General features: G+C 74.7%; 17 protein-coding genes. 15 read left to right on the forward strand and 2 right to left on the reverse strand.

Features of this window, described 5'->3' with window-relative positions; genetic code table 11:
- The first annotated feature begins 267 nt into the window (after positions 1 to 267).
- The 4 genes from IN07_RS27020 to IN07_RS02160 all read left to right on the forward strand — a co-directional run bounded on the left by IN07_RS27020 (position 268) and on the right by IN07_RS02160 (position 3109).
- On the forward strand, positions 268 to 621 hold the full coding sequence (locus IN07_RS27020; RefSeq protein ID WP_231557951.1) for a helix-turn-helix domain-containing protein: 354 nt from the start codon (positions 268 to 270) through the stop codon (positions 619 to 621).
- A 347-nt stretch (positions 622 to 968) separates the two neighbouring features.
- Positions 969 to 1067, forward strand: a complete 99-nt coding sequence (locus IN07_RS24460) for a 30S ribosomal protein bS22 (protein WP_012854759.1) — start codon at positions 969 to 971, stop codon at positions 1065 to 1067.
- Between the two features lie 10 nt (positions 1068 to 1077).
- Entirely contained in the window at positions 1078 to 2208 is a 1131-nt protein-coding gene (locus IN07_RS02155) for an NAD-dependent epimerase/dehydratase family protein (protein WP_036333134.1), read from the forward strand.
- Positions 2201 to 3109, forward strand: a complete 909-nt coding sequence (locus IN07_RS02160; RefSeq protein ID WP_036333218.1) for a lysophospholipid acyltransferase family protein — start codon at positions 2201 to 2203, stop codon at positions 3107 to 3109. Before IN07_RS02155 ends, IN07_RS02160 begins: the two co-directional genes overlap by 8 nt.
- A gap of 300 nt (positions 3110 to 3409) precedes the next feature.
- Here IN07_RS02160 and IN07_RS02165 read toward each other — a convergent pair whose 3' ends face one another.
- Together IN07_RS02165 and IN07_RS02170 are read right to left on the reverse strand one after the other, a co-directional pair.
- Entirely contained in the window at positions 3410 to 4321 is a 912-nt protein-coding gene (locus IN07_RS02165; RefSeq protein ID WP_036333136.1) for an HAD family hydrolase, read from the reverse strand.
- An 85-nt stretch (positions 4322 to 4406) separates the two neighbouring features.
- Positions 4407 to 5075 carry a sigma-70 family RNA polymerase sigma factor gene (locus IN07_RS02170; protein WP_197058314.1) on the reverse strand — a complete coding sequence of 223 codons (669 nt, stop codon included), beginning with the start codon at positions 5073 to 5075 and terminating at the stop codon, positions 4407 to 4409.
- 155 nt (positions 5076 to 5230) lie between these two features.
- Between IN07_RS02170 and IN07_RS02175 the strand changes: the two genes are divergently transcribed.
- The 11 genes from IN07_RS02175 to IN07_RS02225 all read left to right on the forward strand — a co-directional run bounded on the left by IN07_RS02175 (position 5231) and on the right by IN07_RS02225 (position 16694).
- A complete protein-coding gene (locus IN07_RS02175) occupies positions 5231 to 6913 on the forward strand; it encodes a class I adenylate-forming enzyme family protein (protein ID WP_231557952.1) in 1683 nt (560 codons plus the stop codon).
- Positions 6906 to 7166 (forward strand): glutaredoxin family protein, encoded by a 261-nt coding sequence (locus IN07_RS02180; RefSeq protein WP_036333140.1) that lies wholly within the window; start codon positions 6906 to 6908, stop codon positions 7164 to 7166. Before IN07_RS02175 ends, IN07_RS02180 begins: the two co-directional genes overlap by 8 nt.
- 257 nt (positions 7167 to 7423) lie before the next feature.
- Positions 7424 to 8113, forward strand: coding sequence for a redox-sensing transcriptional repressor Rex (locus tag IN07_RS02185; protein WP_052090562.1), 690 nt, complete (start codon positions 7424 to 7426; stop codon positions 8111 to 8113).
- Complete coding sequence (locus IN07_RS02190; RefSeq protein WP_052090565.1) at positions 8110 to 9528, forward strand: glutamyl-tRNA reductase; 1419 nt, start codon at positions 8110 to 8112, stop codon at positions 9526 to 9528. The genes IN07_RS02185 and IN07_RS02190 overlap by 4 nt, the downstream gene beginning before the upstream one ends.
- Positions 9525 to 10463: a hydroxymethylbilane synthase gene (hemC, locus tag IN07_RS02195; protein WP_197058315.1), complete on the forward strand. Its 939-nt coding sequence runs from the start codon at positions 9525 to 9527 to the stop codon at positions 10461 to 10463. The genes IN07_RS02190 and hemC overlap by 4 nt, the downstream gene beginning before the upstream one ends.
- An 88-nt stretch (positions 10464 to 10551) precedes the next feature.
- The gene (locus IN07_RS02200; protein ID WP_036333142.1) at positions 10552 to 12111 is read left to right on the forward strand and encodes a bifunctional uroporphyrinogen-III C-methyltransferase/uroporphyrinogen-III synthase; all 1560 of its coding nucleotides are present in this window, start codon (positions 10552 to 10554) and stop codon (positions 12109 to 12111) included.
- Positions 12108 to 13109, forward strand: coding sequence for a porphobilinogen synthase (hemB, locus tag IN07_RS02205; RefSeq protein WP_036333144.1), 1002 nt, complete (start codon positions 12108 to 12110; stop codon positions 13107 to 13109). The genes IN07_RS02200 and hemB overlap by 4 nt, the downstream gene beginning before the upstream one ends.
- Before the next feature lie 159 nt (positions 13110 to 13268).
- The gene (gene hemL / locus IN07_RS02210; protein WP_036333146.1) at positions 13269 to 14633 is read left to right on the forward strand and encodes a glutamate-1-semialdehyde 2,1-aminomutase; all 1365 of its coding nucleotides are present in this window, start codon (positions 13269 to 13271) and stop codon (positions 14631 to 14633) included.
- Positions 14630 to 15265, forward strand: coding sequence for a histidine phosphatase family protein (locus IN07_RS02215; RefSeq protein ID WP_036333148.1), 636 nt, complete (start codon positions 14630 to 14632; stop codon positions 15263 to 15265). Before hemL ends, IN07_RS02215 begins: the two co-directional genes overlap by 4 nt.
- Positions 15258 to 15833, forward strand: coding sequence for a TlpA family protein disulfide reductase (locus tag IN07_RS02220; protein ID WP_231557953.1), 576 nt, complete (start codon positions 15258 to 15260; stop codon positions 15831 to 15833). The genes IN07_RS02215 and IN07_RS02220 overlap by 8 nt, the downstream gene beginning before the upstream one ends.
- 3 nt (positions 15834 to 15836) lie before the next feature.
- On the forward strand, positions 15837 to 16694 hold the full coding sequence (locus tag IN07_RS02225) for a cytochrome c biogenesis CcdA family protein (RefSeq protein WP_081975116.1): 858 nt from the start codon (positions 15837 to 15839) through the stop codon (positions 16692 to 16694).
- Positions 16695 to 16722 lie beyond the last annotated feature (28 nt).

Consider the following 16722-nt stretch of genomic DNA (forward strand, 5'->3'; position numbering starts at 1 on the left):
GGCGCCGGGCTGAATCACACGCATGTGGTTTTCCACAGAAATCTGTGGAGAACGGCCCCTGGGGAGCTTGTCGACTTGGGGACAACACGCCGTGACGGGTGTGTCACGCGGTGTTTCTGTCCACTTGTGCCCAGGACGGACCGGTCCGCCTGTTCGTTTCACCCATCGCTTCTGTCACTCCGGTCCCCTTACGCTCTGTTCCAGCACATGAGCGTTCTGTTCGCCGGTGGGGAAGCCGGTGGCCGCACATGGAGCTGAGAACCGGAGATGATCCACGTGACCATGCCCCAGCGCGCCGCCGTCCAGACCGTCCGTCCGGGTGTTCCGATGCCCCGCCAGATGGGCCGGCCCATCTCGGCCGCCTCGATGGCCCGCCCGGTCCCCGCCGCCCACCCGGCCTCGATGCCGCTCGGCCGCCCGGCCGCCGTGCCGGCGCCCCGCGCCGCCGTCTCGTTCCTGACCGTCGCCGAGGTCGCCGCCCTCATGCGCGTCTCCAAGATGACCGTCTACCGGCTCGTCCACGGCGGGGAGCTCGCCGCCGTCCGCGTCGGCCGCTCCTTCCGGGTGCCCGAGCGCGCCGTGCACGAGTACCTGCGCGACGCCTACACCGACATCGCCTGATTGAAGGACCACCTCGCCCCCCACCGCTCGCAAGCTCGCGGCGGGGCCCTGCGAGGCGGCCGTTCCAGCACGTCACCTCCGCTCGCGGCGGGGCCCTGCGAGGCGGCCGTTCCAGCACGTCACCTCCGCTCGCGGGGGAGCCTGCGACGGCTCTCCAGCACCTCGCCGGGCGGGCGTTCCCGCTCGGGGGCAGCCGCCGGGTAGTCTCGGGTGCTGAGCGGTGCCGTCCCCCTGGGGCGGGCCGCGCACGAGCTGATCACCTCGCCCGGCGCCCGGACCACGGATCCGCGTGACCACCCCGGTCACCACCCCCGGCCGCCGAGCGAAGACGACGTCGGGAGCGGGACATGGGTTCTGTCATCAAGAAGCGCCGCAAGCGGATGGCGAAGAAGAAGCACCGCAAGCTGCTCAAGAAGACCCGCGTGCAGCGGCGCAACAAGAAGTGAGCTGACGCTCGTGCCGCCCGCGGTCGTCCTCGTCACCGGCGTCAGCCGGTGGCTGGGCGGCGCGCTGGCGGCCGAGCTCGCCGCTGACCCGGCGATCACCCGGGTCATCGGGGTGGACACCGTCCCCCCGGCCCCCGAGGTGCTGCGTCGCCTCGGTCGCACCGAGTTCGTCCGCGCCGACATCCGCAGCCCGTTGATCGGGAAGGTGATCGAGTCGGCGTCGGTGGACACCGTCGTGCACATGAACATCAGCGCCACACCGGCCGGTGCCGGTGGGCGGGTGTCGATGAAGGAGCTCAACGTCATCGGCACCATGCAGCTGCTGGCCGCCTGCCAGCGGTCTGTCGCGGTCCGCCGACTGGTCCTGAAGAGCACCAGCGCTGTGTACGGCGCCAGTTCCCGGGATCCCGCGGTCTTCACCGAGACCATGCAGGCCCGGCGGGTGCCCGGTGGTGGCTTCGCCAAGGACAGCCTCGACATCGAGGGGTACGTCCGCGCCTTCGCCCGCCGCCGCCCCGACGTGGGCGTCGCCGTGCTGCGGTTCACCAACCTCATCGGCCCGCGGATCGACTCGCTGCTGTCCGGGTTCCTCCGGATGCCCGTCGTCCCCACCGCCCTCGGGCACGACGCCCGGCTGCAGCTCCTCCACGAGGACGACGCCGTGGCCGTGCTGACCCGCGCCGCCACCGGCGACTTCGTCGGCACGGCGAACGTCGGTGCCGACGGCACGGTCCTGCTGTCCCAGGCGATCCGTCGGCTCGGTCGCGTCGCACTGCCCCTGCCGGAGCCGGCGATGGGCTCCCTCGGCCGGACGACCCGCTGGGCCCGCCTGGTCGACTGGTCGCCGGAGCAGATGCGCTTCCTGAACTTCGGCCGGGTCATCGACACCCAGGTGCTGCGCGAGGAGTTCGGCTACGTGCCGCAGTACAGCACCGCAGAGGCCCTCGCCGACTACGGGCGGAGCCTGCCCCCGGTCGTCCGTGCCGAACTCGTCGATGACGTCGCCGCCTCCGCGCGGACCGTGCTCGGCTCCGTCGCCGGTGGCGTGCACGCCGTGCAGGGCGCTCTCGGCAGCGTCACCGGGGGGCGCCGCCGTGCCGCGCCCCCGGTGCCGGGCCTGCGGGCGGTGCGCGATGCCTGAGGCCCGGGTGATCCCCCTGCGCCCCGACGACGACCCGCCCCCGCCGCCCCCGGCGACCCCGCCGGGCTGGGACGAGCAGTTGGCCGGGGGCCTGGAGTTCCTGCGCCGCCGGCTGATCGGCGAGTACGACACCGACGAGTTCGGCTTCGACCCCGACCTCACCGACCACGTCCTGCTCCCGGGGCTCCGGCCGTTGTTCCACCGCTGGTTCCGGGTGGAGACCCAGGGGTTGGAGAACGTGCCCGACGTCGGGGGCGCCCTGGTGGTGGCCAACCACTCGGGCACCGTGCCGGTCGACGCACTGATGACCACGGTGGCGCTGCACGACGAGCACCCGGCGGCCCGCCGGCTCCGGCTGCTCGGTGCCGACCTGGTGTTCCAGGTCCCCTTCATCGGGTCCCTGGCGCGCAAGCTGGGCGTCACCCTGGCCTGCAACGAGGACGCCGAGCGGCTGCTGTCCGGCGGAGAGCTGGTCGGGGTCTTCCCCGAGGGCTTCAAGGGCGTCGGCAAGCCGTTCCACGAGCGGTACACCCTGCAGCGGTTCGGTCGCGGCGGCTTCGTCAGCGCCGCGCTGCGCACCGGCACCCCGATCGTGCCGTGCGCGATCGTGGGGGCCGAGGAGATCTACCCGATGATCGGCAACGCCCGCACCGCCGCCCGGCTGCTCGGCCTGCCCTACTTCCCGATCACCCCGACCTTCCCGCTGTTGGGCCCGCTGGGTGCGGTCCCGCTGCCGTCGAAGTGGTTCATCGCCTTCGGTGAGCCGATCGAGACCGCGTCCTACGGGCCGGCCGCGGCCGACGACCCGATGGTCGTGTTCAACCTGACCGACCAGGTCCGCGAGACCATCCAGCACTCCCTCTACCGCCTCCTCCTCCAACGCCGCAGCGTCTTCAGCTGACCAGCCAGCCAGCCAGCCAGCTGACCGGCCGACCAGCCAGCTGACCGGCCGGCCGGCCAGCTGACCGGACTCGACATCCGGCGCAGCCGGAGCACGACGACGGGGACCGAAGGCCCCCAGAGGAGTGCAGGCAGCGGCTCCGCGCAGGCTGGGCACGCCACGGACGGGCGGGGCAGGAGACGCGACGAAGTCGCGGGCACACCGAGCGGGGGCCCGGAGGGCTCCCCGAGGTGAGCCGGCAAACGGCTCAGCGAGACCGGGGCACGGCAGTTGGCCGCGGTGTCATCCGGAGGATGACGATCAAAACGGCCAGTGGTTCCGGCGGCGCAGGGAGATGAGCCCGCCGACGACGCCGCCGGAGAGGGCGGCGACGCCCACCGTGGGCACGCCGATCTTGGCGGCCTTGCGGCCGGTCCGGTAGTCCTTGACCGTCCAGCCGCGGGACCGGGCGACGGCGCGCAGTTCGGAGTCGGGGTTCACCGCGACCGCGGTGCCGACCAGGGTCAGCATGGGCAGGTCGTTGGTCGAGTCGCTGTAGGCGGTGCAGCGGGCCAGGTCGAGGCCCTCCCGCTCGGCGATCGCCCGGACGGCCTGTGCCTTGGACTCCCCGTGCATCATCTCGCCCACCAGCCGGCCGGTGTAGCGGCCGTCGACGATCTCGGAGACGGTGCCCAGCGCGCCGGTCAGGCCGAGGCGGTGGGCGATGATCGAGGCGAGCTCGACCGGGGTGGCGGTGACCAGCCAGACCCGCTGGCCGGCGTCCAGGTGCTGCTGGGCGAGGTTGCGGGTGCCCGACCAGATGCGGTCGGCCATCAGCTCGTCGTAGATCTCCTCGCTGGCGTCGACGATCTCCTGCACCTCACGGCCGGCGACGAACGCCAGGGCGTTGTCCCGGACGGTGTGCATGTCGGTCGCGCTCTCGCTCCCGGCGACCCGGAACTTGGCCTGCTGCCAGACGAACGAGGCGACGTCGCGGCTGGTGAAGTACTTGCGGGCGGCCAGGCCGCGGGCGAACCAGAAGAGCGAGGCGCCCATCATCATCGTGTTGTCGACGTCGAAGAACGCCGCTCCCGTGCGGTCCGGCGCGGGGGTGGTGGCCTCGGTCTCCGCCGCGGCGGCCGAGGCGGCGCCGGCGACGAGCGCGCGGGCCTCGTCGTCCTCCAGCTCGACCGGGGTGCGCGCCCTGCGGCCTCGGAAGGGCACTCGGACCATCCCCGCACCACCTCCCCGGTGTCGCTCCGACCGGTACGTCGTCGACCGCCACCTCGCTGACCGTCACCGCGACCCTATCGCCGGGTCACCCGCCCGTGGCCGGTCCGTCGGGCAGCAGTGCGGCCAGTCGGCGCACCGCCCGGTGCTGCAGCGCCTTCACCGCGCCGTCCTTGCGGCCCATGGCCGTGGCCGTCTCCGCCACCGACAGCCCCTGGAAGAAGCGCAGCACCACGCACTGCCGCTGGTCGGCGGACAGCAGCCGGACGCCGGCCAGCAGGTCCACGTTCGCCAACCGCTGCAGCACGGCGTCCTCGGGGCCGTCGGTCGCCCGGTCCGCGTCCCGCATGTCGGCGGTGAGGACCTCCAGGCGGTGGCGGCCGCTCTTCACGTGGTCCAGTACGATGTTGCGGGCGATGCTGATCAGCCAGGCTCCGACGTCCCGCCCCTGGAACGTGAGGGAGTCGATCCGGCGCAGGGCGCGCGCGAACGTCTCGCTGGTGAGGTCCTCCGCCGTGGCCTGGTCGGCGACCCGGCGGGACAGGTAACGGTGGACGACGTCGGCGTACCGGTCGTAGAGCTCCCCGAACCCGTCCGCGTCACCGGCCTGCGCCCGGCCCACGAGCGCCCAGACCTCGGCCTCGGCCGGGGTCGGGTCGCCGCCCCGGCGCGGCCGGGGGACGACCTGCGATGGCGTCGGGGACGCGACGGTCGGCGAGGTGACGGCCGGGGACGCGATGGATGGGAGGCGGGTCATGCCGCTGTCGGACCTCCTCACATCCCTGCCGAGCCGAGCTGCTCGGGCGCCACGCAGCCACGGACGGTGCGGTCCGCCGCCCATGGTGACAACATCGTGCCGCTGCGTCCACGTCCCCGCCGTCCGAGACGGCTGCTGCCCTGCGGAGGTCCGTCGTGCCGGTCGAACGAGAGCCGCACGAGCAGGACGGACGCGAGCAGGACGGTCTCGTGCAGGACGGCGGGGTGCGCTCCTTCTCCGCACTCGTCCGCCGTGCGGCCGCGGGCCACGGCGACGCGCCGGCGCTGGTCCACGGCGAACGCCGGCTGACCTGGTCGGAGGTCGATGCACTGACCGACCGGGCGGCCGCCGGGTACCTCGAGCGCGGACTGCACACCGGTGACCGGGTGGCGGTGCAGCTGCCCAACGGCGTGGAGTGGGTGGTCGCGGTGATGGGTGCGCTGCGGGCCGGGCTGGTCGTCGTCCCGGTCAACACCGCCTACACCGACCCGGAGGTCACCCACCTGCTCGCCGACTCAGGTGCCCGGCTGCTCGTGGTGGCGGGGGAGCGGCCCGAGCTGGTCGGCGTCCCGGTGTGCGTGGGGCCCCCGGCAGCCGACGGCCCGGCGCCGGCCGACCCGGACGACCCCGACGCGCTGGCCCTGCTGGCCTACACCAGCGGCACCACCGGGCGGCCCCGCGGCGCGATGCTCACCCACGCCGCGCTGCTGGCCAACCAGCAGCAGTGCCTGGCGCTCCAGCCGCCACCGGTGCGCACCGGCGACCGGGTGCTGCTGACCCTGCCGCTGTTCCACGTCTACGGCTTCAACAGCGGCTGGGGCCTGGTCGCGGCCACCGGTGCCTGTGCGGTGCTGCTGGACGAGTTCGACCCAGCGGGGTCCCTGGCGCTGATGGCCGCCGAGGAGGTGTCGGCGGTGCCGGGTGCCCCGCCGATGTACGCCGCCTGGCTGGCGGTGGCCGACGCGGCGGGCAGTGACGCCGTGCTCCGCCGCGGGTTCGCCGCCGTGCGCACGGCCAGCTGTGGTGCCGCGCCGATGCCCGGTGCGCTCTTCGAGGCCATGCGCACCCGCGCCGCGGTGACGGTCTGGGAGGGCTACGGGCTGACCGAGGCCGCCCCGGTGCTGGCCAGCACACTGGCGACCGGGCGGGCGAAGCCGGACTGCATCGGCGGTCCGCTGCCCGGTGTGGAGCTGGTGCTGCGGGACACCGCGGGCGGGCCGACCGCCGGGCCGGACCCGGGCAGCCGGGTGCGGGCCGACGTCTGGGGCGACCCGTTCGGCGACGAGGACGCCGACGGCGAGACCGGGGAGATCTGCGTGCGCGGCCCCAACCTGTTCCGCGGCTACTGGCCCGACGGGGCCGACGGCCCGGACGCCGACGGCTGGCTGCTCACCGGCGACATCGCCTACCGCGACGCCCAGGGCGACCTCAAGCTGGTCGACCGGCGCCGGGACCTGGTGCTGGTCAGCGGCTTCAACGTCTACCCGGGCGAGGTGGAGCGGGTGCTGGCCGAGCACCCCGGGGTGGCCGAGAGCGCGGTGATCGGCGTGCCGGACCAGCGCAGCGGCGAGGCGGTGCACGCCGTCGTCGTCCGCACCCCCGGCGCAGAGGTGACGGAAGAGCAGTTGCGCGAGCACGCCGGCCGGTCGCTGGCCCGGTTCAAGGTCCCGGTGGCCGTCCACTTCGTCCCCGAACTGCCGCACTCCCTGGCCGGCAAGGTCAGCCGGGCCCGGCTCCGCGAGCTCGGGCTGGAGCGGGCCGCGGCCGCGGCGGACGCCGAGCAGTCGGCCGCGGCGGACGCCGAGCCGTCGGCGGCGGGGGAGGCCACCGATGACTGAGCCGGGGCCCCGGCTGGAGCTGCTGACCCGCGAGGGCTGTCACCTCTGCGTCATCGCCGCCGAGACGCTGACCCGGATCGGCGGGGAGGCAGGGCTCGGCATCTCGCTGGTCGACGTCGACACCGACCCGGAGCTGCGGATCGAGTACGGCGACCGGGTGCCGGTGGTCCTGCTCGACGGCCGGGAGCACAGCCACTTCACCGTCGACGTCCCGCGGCTGCGCCGCGACCTGGGCATCCCCGCACCCCACTGACCCGCCCCGAGCGGGACGTCGCCCGCGGCCGGTGAGATGCTGGGGCACCCGTCCGGGGGTCCTCGGGGCGTGGTCCTCGACACAGCGGGCGCCCGCCACCTGCGCGGACGCCCTCGGCGACTTTGTTCAGGCGTTCACAAGCGGTTACCGTGGCGTTTGCCGGGCGCCGACGTGCCCGTCTCCCTGACCTGTCTGAGTCCTCCCGATCGTCCCCGGTCCGCCCGGGGAGTGCGTTCGGATCGCTGTGGAGTCTGCCCGTGCCCCAGTCGCGGCCCCGGATCATCCCGGAGGCCACCGTTGCCCGGTTGGCCGTGTACCTGAGGGTGCTGGCCGGCCTCGCCGACGGCGGTCGCAGTCACGTCTCCTCCGGGGAGCTCGCCTCGGCGGCCGGGGTGAACCCCGCCGGTCTCCGCAAGGACCTGTCCTACCTCGGTCCCTGTGGCGTCCGCGGGGTCGGCTACTCGGTCTCGGGCCTGCGGGACCGGCTCACCGACGCCCTCGGCGGGGAGCGCTCCCGGCCCTGCGTGCTCATCGGGATCGGCCGGCTGGGGTCGGCACTGGCCGACTACGCCGGGTTCGCCAGCCGGGGCTTCGAGTTCGTCGGCCTGCTCGACACCGACCCCGCGACGGTCGGGCACCGGGTCGGCGGCCTCCAGGTCCGCCCGGTCCAGGAGCTGGAGGCCGTCGTCGCCGAGACCCACGCGACGATCGGCGTCATCACGACACCGGCCGAGGTGGCCCAGTCGGTCTGCGACCGACTGGTCTCGGTCGGGGTGAGGAGCATCTTGAACTTCGCGCCGGTGGCGTTGACGGTCCCTGCGGGTGTCGACGTCCGCAAGGTCGACCTGTCCGTGGAGCTGCAGGTGCTGGCCTTCCTGGACCAGCAGCGCGACGGGACGCCGCCGCTGCTGGCCCCGCTGCGGCCCGCCCAGGGGGTCGCCCGATGAGCCTGCTCGCGGTCGGCATCAGCCACCAGACGGCGCCGGTGGCCCTGCTCGAGCAGGTGAGCATGACCGGCGACGACAAGGTCAAGACCCTGCACGAGCTGGTCGAGAGCGACCACGTCTCCGAGGCCATCGTGCTGGCCACCTGCAACCGGATCGAGGTGTTCGCCGAGGTCGACCGCTTCCACGGCGGGATCACCGACGTCAGCCGGGTGCTCGCGCGGCACGCCGGCGCGACGGTGGAGGAGCTCTCCCCCTACGTCACCGTCTACTACGAGGACCAGGCGATCGGGCACCTGTGCACGGTCGCCGCGGGCCTGGACTCGATGGTCGTCGGTGAGACCCAGGTGCTCGGGCAGCTGCGCGCCGCCTACGCCCTCGCCCAGGAGGAGGGCACGGTCGGGCGCGAGCTGCACCCGATCGCCCAGCGGGCGCTGCGCGTGGGCAAGCGCGTGCACGCCGAGACCGGCATCGACCGGGCCGGCGCCTCGCTGGTCTCGGTCGCCCTGGACCGGGTCTCGGAGACCCTCGGTGAGCTCGCCGACCGCCCGGTGCTGGTGGTCGGTGCCGGGTCGATGGGTGCCCTGGCCGCGACCACCCTGGCCCGGCGGGGCGCGGCGGTCACCGTCAGCAGCCGGACGCCGGCCAGCGCCGCCCGCCTGGCCGAGTCGATCGGCGGCCGGCAGGCCGACCTCGAGCAGCTGCCCGCCGAGCTCGCCGCGGCCGACGTCCTGGTCACCTGCACCGGCGCCACCGGCACCGTCATCGGCACCGACCTGGTCGAGGAGGCCCTCCTCGGGCGGGCCGGGCGGCCGCTGGTGATCGTCGACCTCGCGCTCCCGCGCGACGTCGACGCCTCGGTCGGCGGCCTGCCCGGCGTGCACGTCGTGGACCTGGCGATGCTGCAGGGGGAGCGCGCCGCGCACCCCGGCCAGCCGGTGGCCGGCTCCGTCGCCGCCGACGACATCGCCGCCGCGCACGCCCTGGTCGAGCTGGAGACCTCGCTGCTGCGCGCCGAGCGGCAGGCCGCCGCGGTGGCCCCGACCGTCTCGGCGCTGCGCAGCCAGGCCGCCGAGGTGGTCGACGCCGAGCTGCTCCGGCTGTCCACGCGCCTGCCCGACCTGGACGCCAAGGCGCGCAGCGAGATCGCCCGCACCGTCCGCCGGGTGGTCGACAAGCTGCTGCACGAGCCCACCGTCCGCGTGAAGGAGCTGGCAGGTGCCCCCGGCGGCACCGACTACGCCGACGCGCTGCGTGCGCTGTTCGGGCTGGGGCTGTCCGGTGTCACCGACGGGGAGCGCACCAGCCTCTCCGACGCGGTCACCGTCGACCCCGAGCTGCCGGCCGGCACCCCGCTGTCGGCGCTGGACCCGCGGATCGACGCCACCCGCGACGGGCGCACCGGGGGTGCCGCGTGACCGGCGTGGAGTCGCCGCTGCGGCTGGGCACCCGGGCGAGCCAGCTGGCGCTGACCCAGTCCCAGCACGTCGCCGACGCGCTCACCGCGGCCACCGGCGTGCCGGTGGAGCTGGTGCACATCAGCACCTACGGCGACCGGTCCACCGAGGCGATCAACCAGCTCGGCGGCACCGGGGTCTTCGTCACCGCCCTGCGCGACGCGCTGCAGCAGGGCACCGTCGACCTCGCCGTCCACAGCTTCAAGGACCTGCCGACCTCGCCGAGCCCCGGCCTGACCGTGGCCGCCGTCCCGCCGCGGCAGGACCCCCGCGACGTGCTCGTCGCCCGCGACGGCCTCAGCCTCGGGGAGCTGCCCGCCGGTTCCCGGATCGGCACCGGTGCCCCCCGCCGGGTGGCCCAGTTGCGCGCCCTGGGTCTCGGCCTGGAGATCGTGCCGATCCGCGGCAACGTCGACACCCGGATGGGCCGGGTCACCTCCGGCGACCTGGACGCCGTCGTCCTGGCCCGGGCCGGTCTGGCCCGGCTGGACCGGCTGTCGGCGGTGACCGAGGTGCTCGACCCGATCCAGGTGCTCCCCGCCCCGGCGCAGGGTGCCCTCGCCGTGGAGTGCCGCGCCGACGACACCCGCGTGCGTGAGCTGCTCGCCGTGCTCGACGACCCCGCGGCCCGGGCCTGCGTGGCAGCCGAGCGTGCGGTGCTCGCCGCGCTGGAGGCCGGGTGCAGCGCCCCGGTGGCCGCACACGCCGAGCTCGCCGAGGGCGAGGACGGCGCCGCGGAGCTCTACCTGCGCGCGTCGGTCACCGCCCTCGACGGCAGCGACGGCGTCCGGAGCTCGATCACCGGGCCGGCCGCCGCGGCCGAGTCCCTGGGGCGCGAGCTGGCCGCCGAGCTGCTGGACCGCGGCGCGGCTGCGCTCATGGCAGCCAGCCGGTGACCGCCCCCCGCGGGGGCCACGCCCCCCGCCCCATCCGTCCCGTACCACCCGCAGCGACCCCCTCCGGGGGCAGGAACAGGAGCACGCGATGACGCGCTCACGCAAGCAGAACGGCAACGGCAAGGGCACGGTGGTCTTCGTGGGCGCCGGGCCCGGTGACCCGGAGCTGCTGACCGTCCGGGCCAGCGCCGCGATCGCCGGCGCCGACACGGTGCTGGCCGACCCCGAGGTCTCCGCCGCCGTCCGCGAGGCGCTGCTGGAGGCCCACCCGGACCTCGAGCTGACCACGGTCAGCGGCGAGCCGGCCGAGGTGGCCAAGTCCGCGGTGGCCGCGGCCAAGAACGGCAGCGTCGTCGTCCGGCTGATCGCCGGTGACCCGTTCACCAGCGACGCCGTGGTGAAGGAGGCGCTGGCGGTCACCCGCACCAGCGTCGCGTTCGACGTCGTCCCCGGCGTCGCGATCGGCACCGCCGTGCCCGCCTACGCCGGCGTCCCGCTGGGTGCCAGCTCGGTCCAGGCCGACCTGCGCACCTCCGACGCCCCGGTCGACCTGGCGGCGCTCGCCGCCGCCTCGACCGGCACCGGCAGCCCGCTGGTGCTGCAGGCCGACGCCGACCAGGTGGCCACCGCCGCGGCCGGCCTCCTCGACGGCGGCCTGTCCGGCAACACCCCGGTCGTCGTCACCACCCAGGGCACCGGGACGGCGCAGAAGAGCATCGCCGCCAAGCTCACCGCCGTCGCCGAGAAGTCCGCCGGGCTGGACAGCCTGGCCGGGCCGGTCGTGGTCATCGTCGGTGCCGTGGTCGACAAGCGCGCCAAGCTCTCCTGGTGGGAGAGCCGCCCGCTGTTCGGCTGGCGGGTGCTGGTGCCGCGCACCAAGGAGCAGGCCGGCGACATGAGCGAGCGGCTGCGCGCCTACGGGGCCGTCCCGGTGGAGGTGCCGACGATCGCCGTCGAGCCGCCCCGCAGCCCCGCGCAGATGGACCGCGCGGTCAAGGGCCTGGTCACCGGCCGCTACGGCTGGATCGTGTTCACCTCGACCAACGCGGTGCGCGCCGTCCGCGAGAAATTCACCGAGCTCGGCCTGGACGCCCGCGCCTTCGCCGGGGTCAAGGTCGCCTGCGTCGGGCAGCAGACCGCCGACGCGGTGCGCGAGTTCGGCATCGTGCCCGAGCTGGTGCCCAGCGGCGACCAGTCCAGCGAGGGCCTGCTGGCCGACTTCCCGCCGTACGACGACGTCTTCGACCCGATCGACCGGGTGCTGCTGCCCCGGGCCGACATCGCCACCGAGACCCTCGCGGCCGGGCTCAAGGAGCGCGGCTGGGAGATCGACGACGTCACCGCCTACCGCACCGTGCGGGCGGCGCCGCCGCCGGCCGCGGTGCGCGAGGCGATCAAGGGCGGCGGCTTCGACGCCGTCTGCTTCACCTCCTCCTCGACCGTGCGCAACCTGGTCGGCATCGCGGGCAAGCCGCACGCCCGCACCGTCGTCTCGGTGATCGGCCCGGCCACCGCGGCCAGTGCCACCGAGTTCGGCCTGCGGGTGGACGTGCAGCCGGAGACCGCGGCCGTCGGCCCGCTGGTCGACGCGCTCGCCGAGTTCGCCCAGGCCCGCCGGGCCGAGGCGGAGGCCGGGGAGTCCAAGTGACCTCCGGCCAGGGCGGCGCGAACCCCGGGTTCGCCCGGGGTCGTCGGCTGCGCTCGACCCCGGCCATGCGCCGGTGGACGGCGCAGACCCGGCTGTCCCCGGCCGACCTGGTGCTGCCCGTCTTCGTCAAGGAGGGCATCGCCGAGCCGGTGCCGATCAGCTCCATGCCCGGCGTCGTCCAGCACACCCCCGAGTCGCTGCGGAAGGCCGCCGCCGAGGCGGCCGAGGCCGGGATCAGCGGGCTGATGCTGTTCGGCATCCCCGCGGACAAGGACGCCGTCGGCTCGCAGGCCGACGCCGCCGACGGCGTGGTCAACGCGGCGCTGCAGCAGCTGCGCGCCGACCTCGGCGACGAGCTCGTGCTGATGGCCGACCTGTGCCTGTGCGAGTACACCGACCACGGGCACTGCGGCGTGGTCACCCCGGCGGGCGTGGTCGACAACGACCCGACGCTCGACCGGTACGCCGCCGTCGCGATCGCCCAGGCCCAGGCCGGGGCGCACGTGATCGCCCCGAGCGGGATGATGGACGGCCAGGTCGCGGCGATCCGCGCCGGGCTGGACAGCGCCGCGTACACCGAGACGCCGATCCTGGCCTACGCCGCCAAGTACGCCTCCGGGTTCTACGGGCCCTTCCGCGAGGCGGCCGAGGGGGCGCCGCAGTTCGGTGACCGCTCGACCTACCAGATGGACCCGCCGAACACCGACGAGGCGCTGCGCGAGGTGGCGCAGGACCTCGCCGAGGGCGCGGACGCGGTGATGGTCAAGCCGGCCGGGCCCTACCTGGACATCATCGCCCGGGTGGCCGACGCCGTCGACGTCCCGGTGGCCGCCTACCAGGTCAGCGGCGAGTACGCGATGGTCGAGGCGGCCGCCGCCAACGGCTGGGTCGACCGCGAGCGGGCTGTCCTGGAGACGCTGACCTCGATCCGGCGGGCCGGTGCGGGTTCGGTGCTGACCTACTGGGCGGTCGAGGCCGCCCGCTGGCTGCGCTGCTGAAGGTGGAAGGACCCCGCTGCCCCCCGGAACTCGCAAGCTCGTACCGGGGCCCTGCAGCGGGGCCGTTGCCCACGCCTCGCGAGCTCGGCGCGGGCCCCTGAAGGGCGGCCGTTCCATCACCGGATCCGTGCACACAGACGAACCTGGGAGAGTGGGACCGTGACTGAGCCCTACCCGTACGAGGCCCCGGTGTCGGCAGAGCTGTTCGAGCGGGCGGGTCGGGTGACGCCCGGCGGGGTGAACTCCCCGGTGCGCGCCTTCCGGGCCGTCGGGGGCACCCCGCGGTTCATGGCCTCGGGCTCGGGCCCCTGGCTGACCGACGTCGACGGCCGCCGCTACGTGGACCTGGTGGCCTCTTGGGGCCCGATGATCCTGGGGCACGCCCACCCGGAGGTCGTCGCCGCCGTCACCGAGGCGGCCCGCCGCGGCTTCACCTTCGGCACCCCCACGGCCGGTGAGGCAGAGCTGGCCGAGGAGATCGTCTCCCGGGTGGCCCCGGTCGAGCGGGTGCGGCTGGTCAACTCCGGCACGGAGGCGGTCCTCTCCGCGGTGCGACTGGCCCGCGGGTACACCGGCCGGCCGCTGATCGTGAAGTTCGCCGGCTGCTACCACGGCCACGTCGACGCGCTGCTGGCCTCCGCCGGGTCCGGCGTCGCCACCCTCGGCCTCCCCGACACCCCGGGCGTGACCACGGGCGCGGCGGCCGACACGATCGTGCTGCCCTACAACGACGTCGCCGCGGTCGAGGCGGTCTTCGCCGAGCGCGGCGACCAGATCGCCTGTGTCGTCACCGAGGCGGCCGCCGGGAACATGGGCGTCGTCCCGCCGCTGGACGGGTTCAACGGCCACCTGCGCCGGATCACCGCGGCCTCCGGGGCGCTGCTGCTGGTCGACGAGGTGATGACCGGGTTCCGGGTCTCCGGCGCCGGCTGGTACGGCCTGGACCCGGTGGACGCCGACCTGTTCACCTTCGGCAAGGTCATGGGCGGGGGCATGCCGGCCGCGGCGTTCGGTGGCCGCGCCGACGTGATGGACCAGCTCGCCCCGTCCGGGCCGGTCTACCAGGCGGGCACGCTGGCCGGGAACCCGGTGGCGGTTGCGGCCGGGCTGACCACGCTGCGGCTGTGCACCGACGAGGTCTACGAGCGGTGTGACTCCGTCGCCGCCCTGCTGCGGGGTGCCGCCAGCGCGGCGCTCTTCGCCGCCGGGGTGCCGCACCGGGTGCAGCAGGCCGGCTCGATGTTCTCGGTGTTCTTCGTCCCGGACGAGCGCCAGGTGCGCGACTACGACGACGCCCGCAGCCAGGACGTCGCCGCGCACACCGCCTTCTTCCACGCCATGCTCGCCCGCGGCGTCTACCTGCCGCCCTCGGCCTTCGAGGCGTGGTTCGTCAGCGCCGCCCTGGACGACGAGGCGCTCGACCACGTGCTGGCCGCGTTGCCCGCCGCTGCGTCGGCCGCCGCGGCCGCTGCCGGCGGCCCCGCCTCGCCCGAGGCGAAGGACACCCTGGAGCTGCAGCCGTGAGCGAGACGACCGTCGTCCACCTGATGCGGCACGGCGAGGTGCACAACCCGGCCGGCGTGCTCTACGGGCGACTGCCCGGCTACCGGCTGAGCGAGGCCGGCGAGGGCATGGCCCGTACCGCGGCCGCCTGGTTCGCCGACCGCGACGTCACCCACCTGGTGGCCAGCCCGCTGGAGCGTGCGCAGCAGACCGCGCGCCCGATCGCCGACACGCTGGGGCTGGAGATCGCCACGGACGAGCGGCTGATCGAGGCCGGGAACTCCTTCGAGGGCAAGACCTTCGGCGTCGGTGACGGGGCGATGCGGCACCCGGGCAACTGGTGGCGGCTGCGCAACCCGTGGACGCCGTCGTGGGGCGAGCCGTACCGGGAGATCGCCGCGCGGATGCTCGGTGCGATCGACACGGCCCGGGACGCCGCCCGCGGGCACGCCGCCGTCTGCGTGAGCCACCAGCTGCCGGTCTGGACGGTGCGGCTGCACCTGGAGGGCCGTCGTTACCTGCACGACCCGCGGCGCCGGGAGTGCGGGCTGGCCAGCGTCACCTCGCTCACCTACGACGGCGACCGGCTGGTGCGGCTGGAGTACGCCGAGCCGGCCGGGGCCACCGACCCCGATGCGGTGCCCGGTGCATAGCCGACTGGCGGCGGCGCTGGCGGTGGCCGCGGTGCTCACCGCGGGCTGCAGCACCGGCGACGAACCAGTGGACGTGACCAACGGCGGTGAGTTCCGCTTCGAGGCGGCCACGCCGTACGGCGAGGTCATCCCCGAGGGGGAGCGGGCCACCGCCCCGGACTTCTCCGGCACGCTGCTCGACGGCGGGGAGTTCGACTCCGGCGAGCTGGCCGGGGACGTCGCGGTGCTCAACTTCTGGGGCTCGTGGTGCGCGCCCTGCCGGGTGGAGAGCCCCGAGTTCCAGGAGGTCTACACCGACGTCCGGGACGACGGCGTCCAGTTCCTCGGCCTGAACGTCAAGGACACCGAACAGCTGGCCAACGCCTTCCTGGAGAGCAAGGGGATCACCTTCCCCTCGCTGTTCGACCCCCGCGGTGAGGTGGCGCTGGCCTTCCGCGACTACCCGGCCGCCGCGATCCCCTCGACGATCGTGCTGGACCGTGAAGGTCGCGTCGCAGCGGTGTACACCGGTGCTGTGCGCCAGGACGACCTGCGCACGGTGATCGCGCAGCTGACCGGGGAGGCCTGAGCCGTGGTGGAGGCCATCAGGGAGCTGATCGGCGACGGGCCGCTCCTGGTCGCCGCCGCGGTGGCCGCGCTGGCCGGGCTGATCAGCTTCGCCTCGCCCTGCGTGCTGCCGCTGGTCCCCGGCTACCTCTCCTACGTCACGGGCCTGGTGGGCAGCGCCCCGCGGACGGCGGCTCCGGTCCCGGCGTCGGCCGGTGCCGTGTCGGGGGGCCAGCCCCTCACCGGCGGCGCCTCGGTGGCCACCGCCGTCGGACCGGTCGACGAGCGGGCCTCTCGTGGCCGGATGGTGCTGGGCTCGGTGTTGTTCGTGCTCGGCTTCACGGTGGTCTTCGTGGCGATCAGCAGCGCCGTGGGCGGGCTGGGCCGGCTGCTGCTCGAGTACAACGACGTGATCACCCGGGTGATGGGCCTGGTCACCATCGTGGTGGGGCTCGGCTTCCTCGGCTGGCTGCCGTTCCTGCAGCGCACCGCCCGGATCTCCGCCCGCCCCGCCGTCGGCCTGGCCGGCGCCCCGCTGCTGGGCGTGGTCTTCGGCCTGGGCTGGACCCCGTGCCTGGGCCCGACCCTGCAGGCCGTGCAGAGCCTGGCCTTCAGCGAGGCGACCGTGGGGCGGGGCGCGTTCCTGGGGCTGGCCTACTGCCTGGGGCTCGGCGTGCCGTTCGTGCTCGTGGCGCTGGGCGCCCGCTGGGCCGTGGGCGCCATGTCGTTCCTGCGCCGCAACGCCCGCACGGTCACCCGGATCGGTGGGGTCGTGCTGATCGGCGTCGGGCTGATGCTGGTCACCGGGGCGTGGACCGAGCTGATGATCTGGCTGCGCGGCTGGCTGGCCGCCACCGGTCTGGCCGAGTCGGCGCCGCTGTGATCGAGCTCGCGAGATCACCGATGAGCAC

The sequence above is a fragment of the Modestobacter caceresii genome, assembly GCF_000761485.1.
GTDB lineage: Bacteria > Actinomycetota > Actinomycetes > Mycobacteriales > Geodermatophilaceae > Modestobacter > Modestobacter caceresii.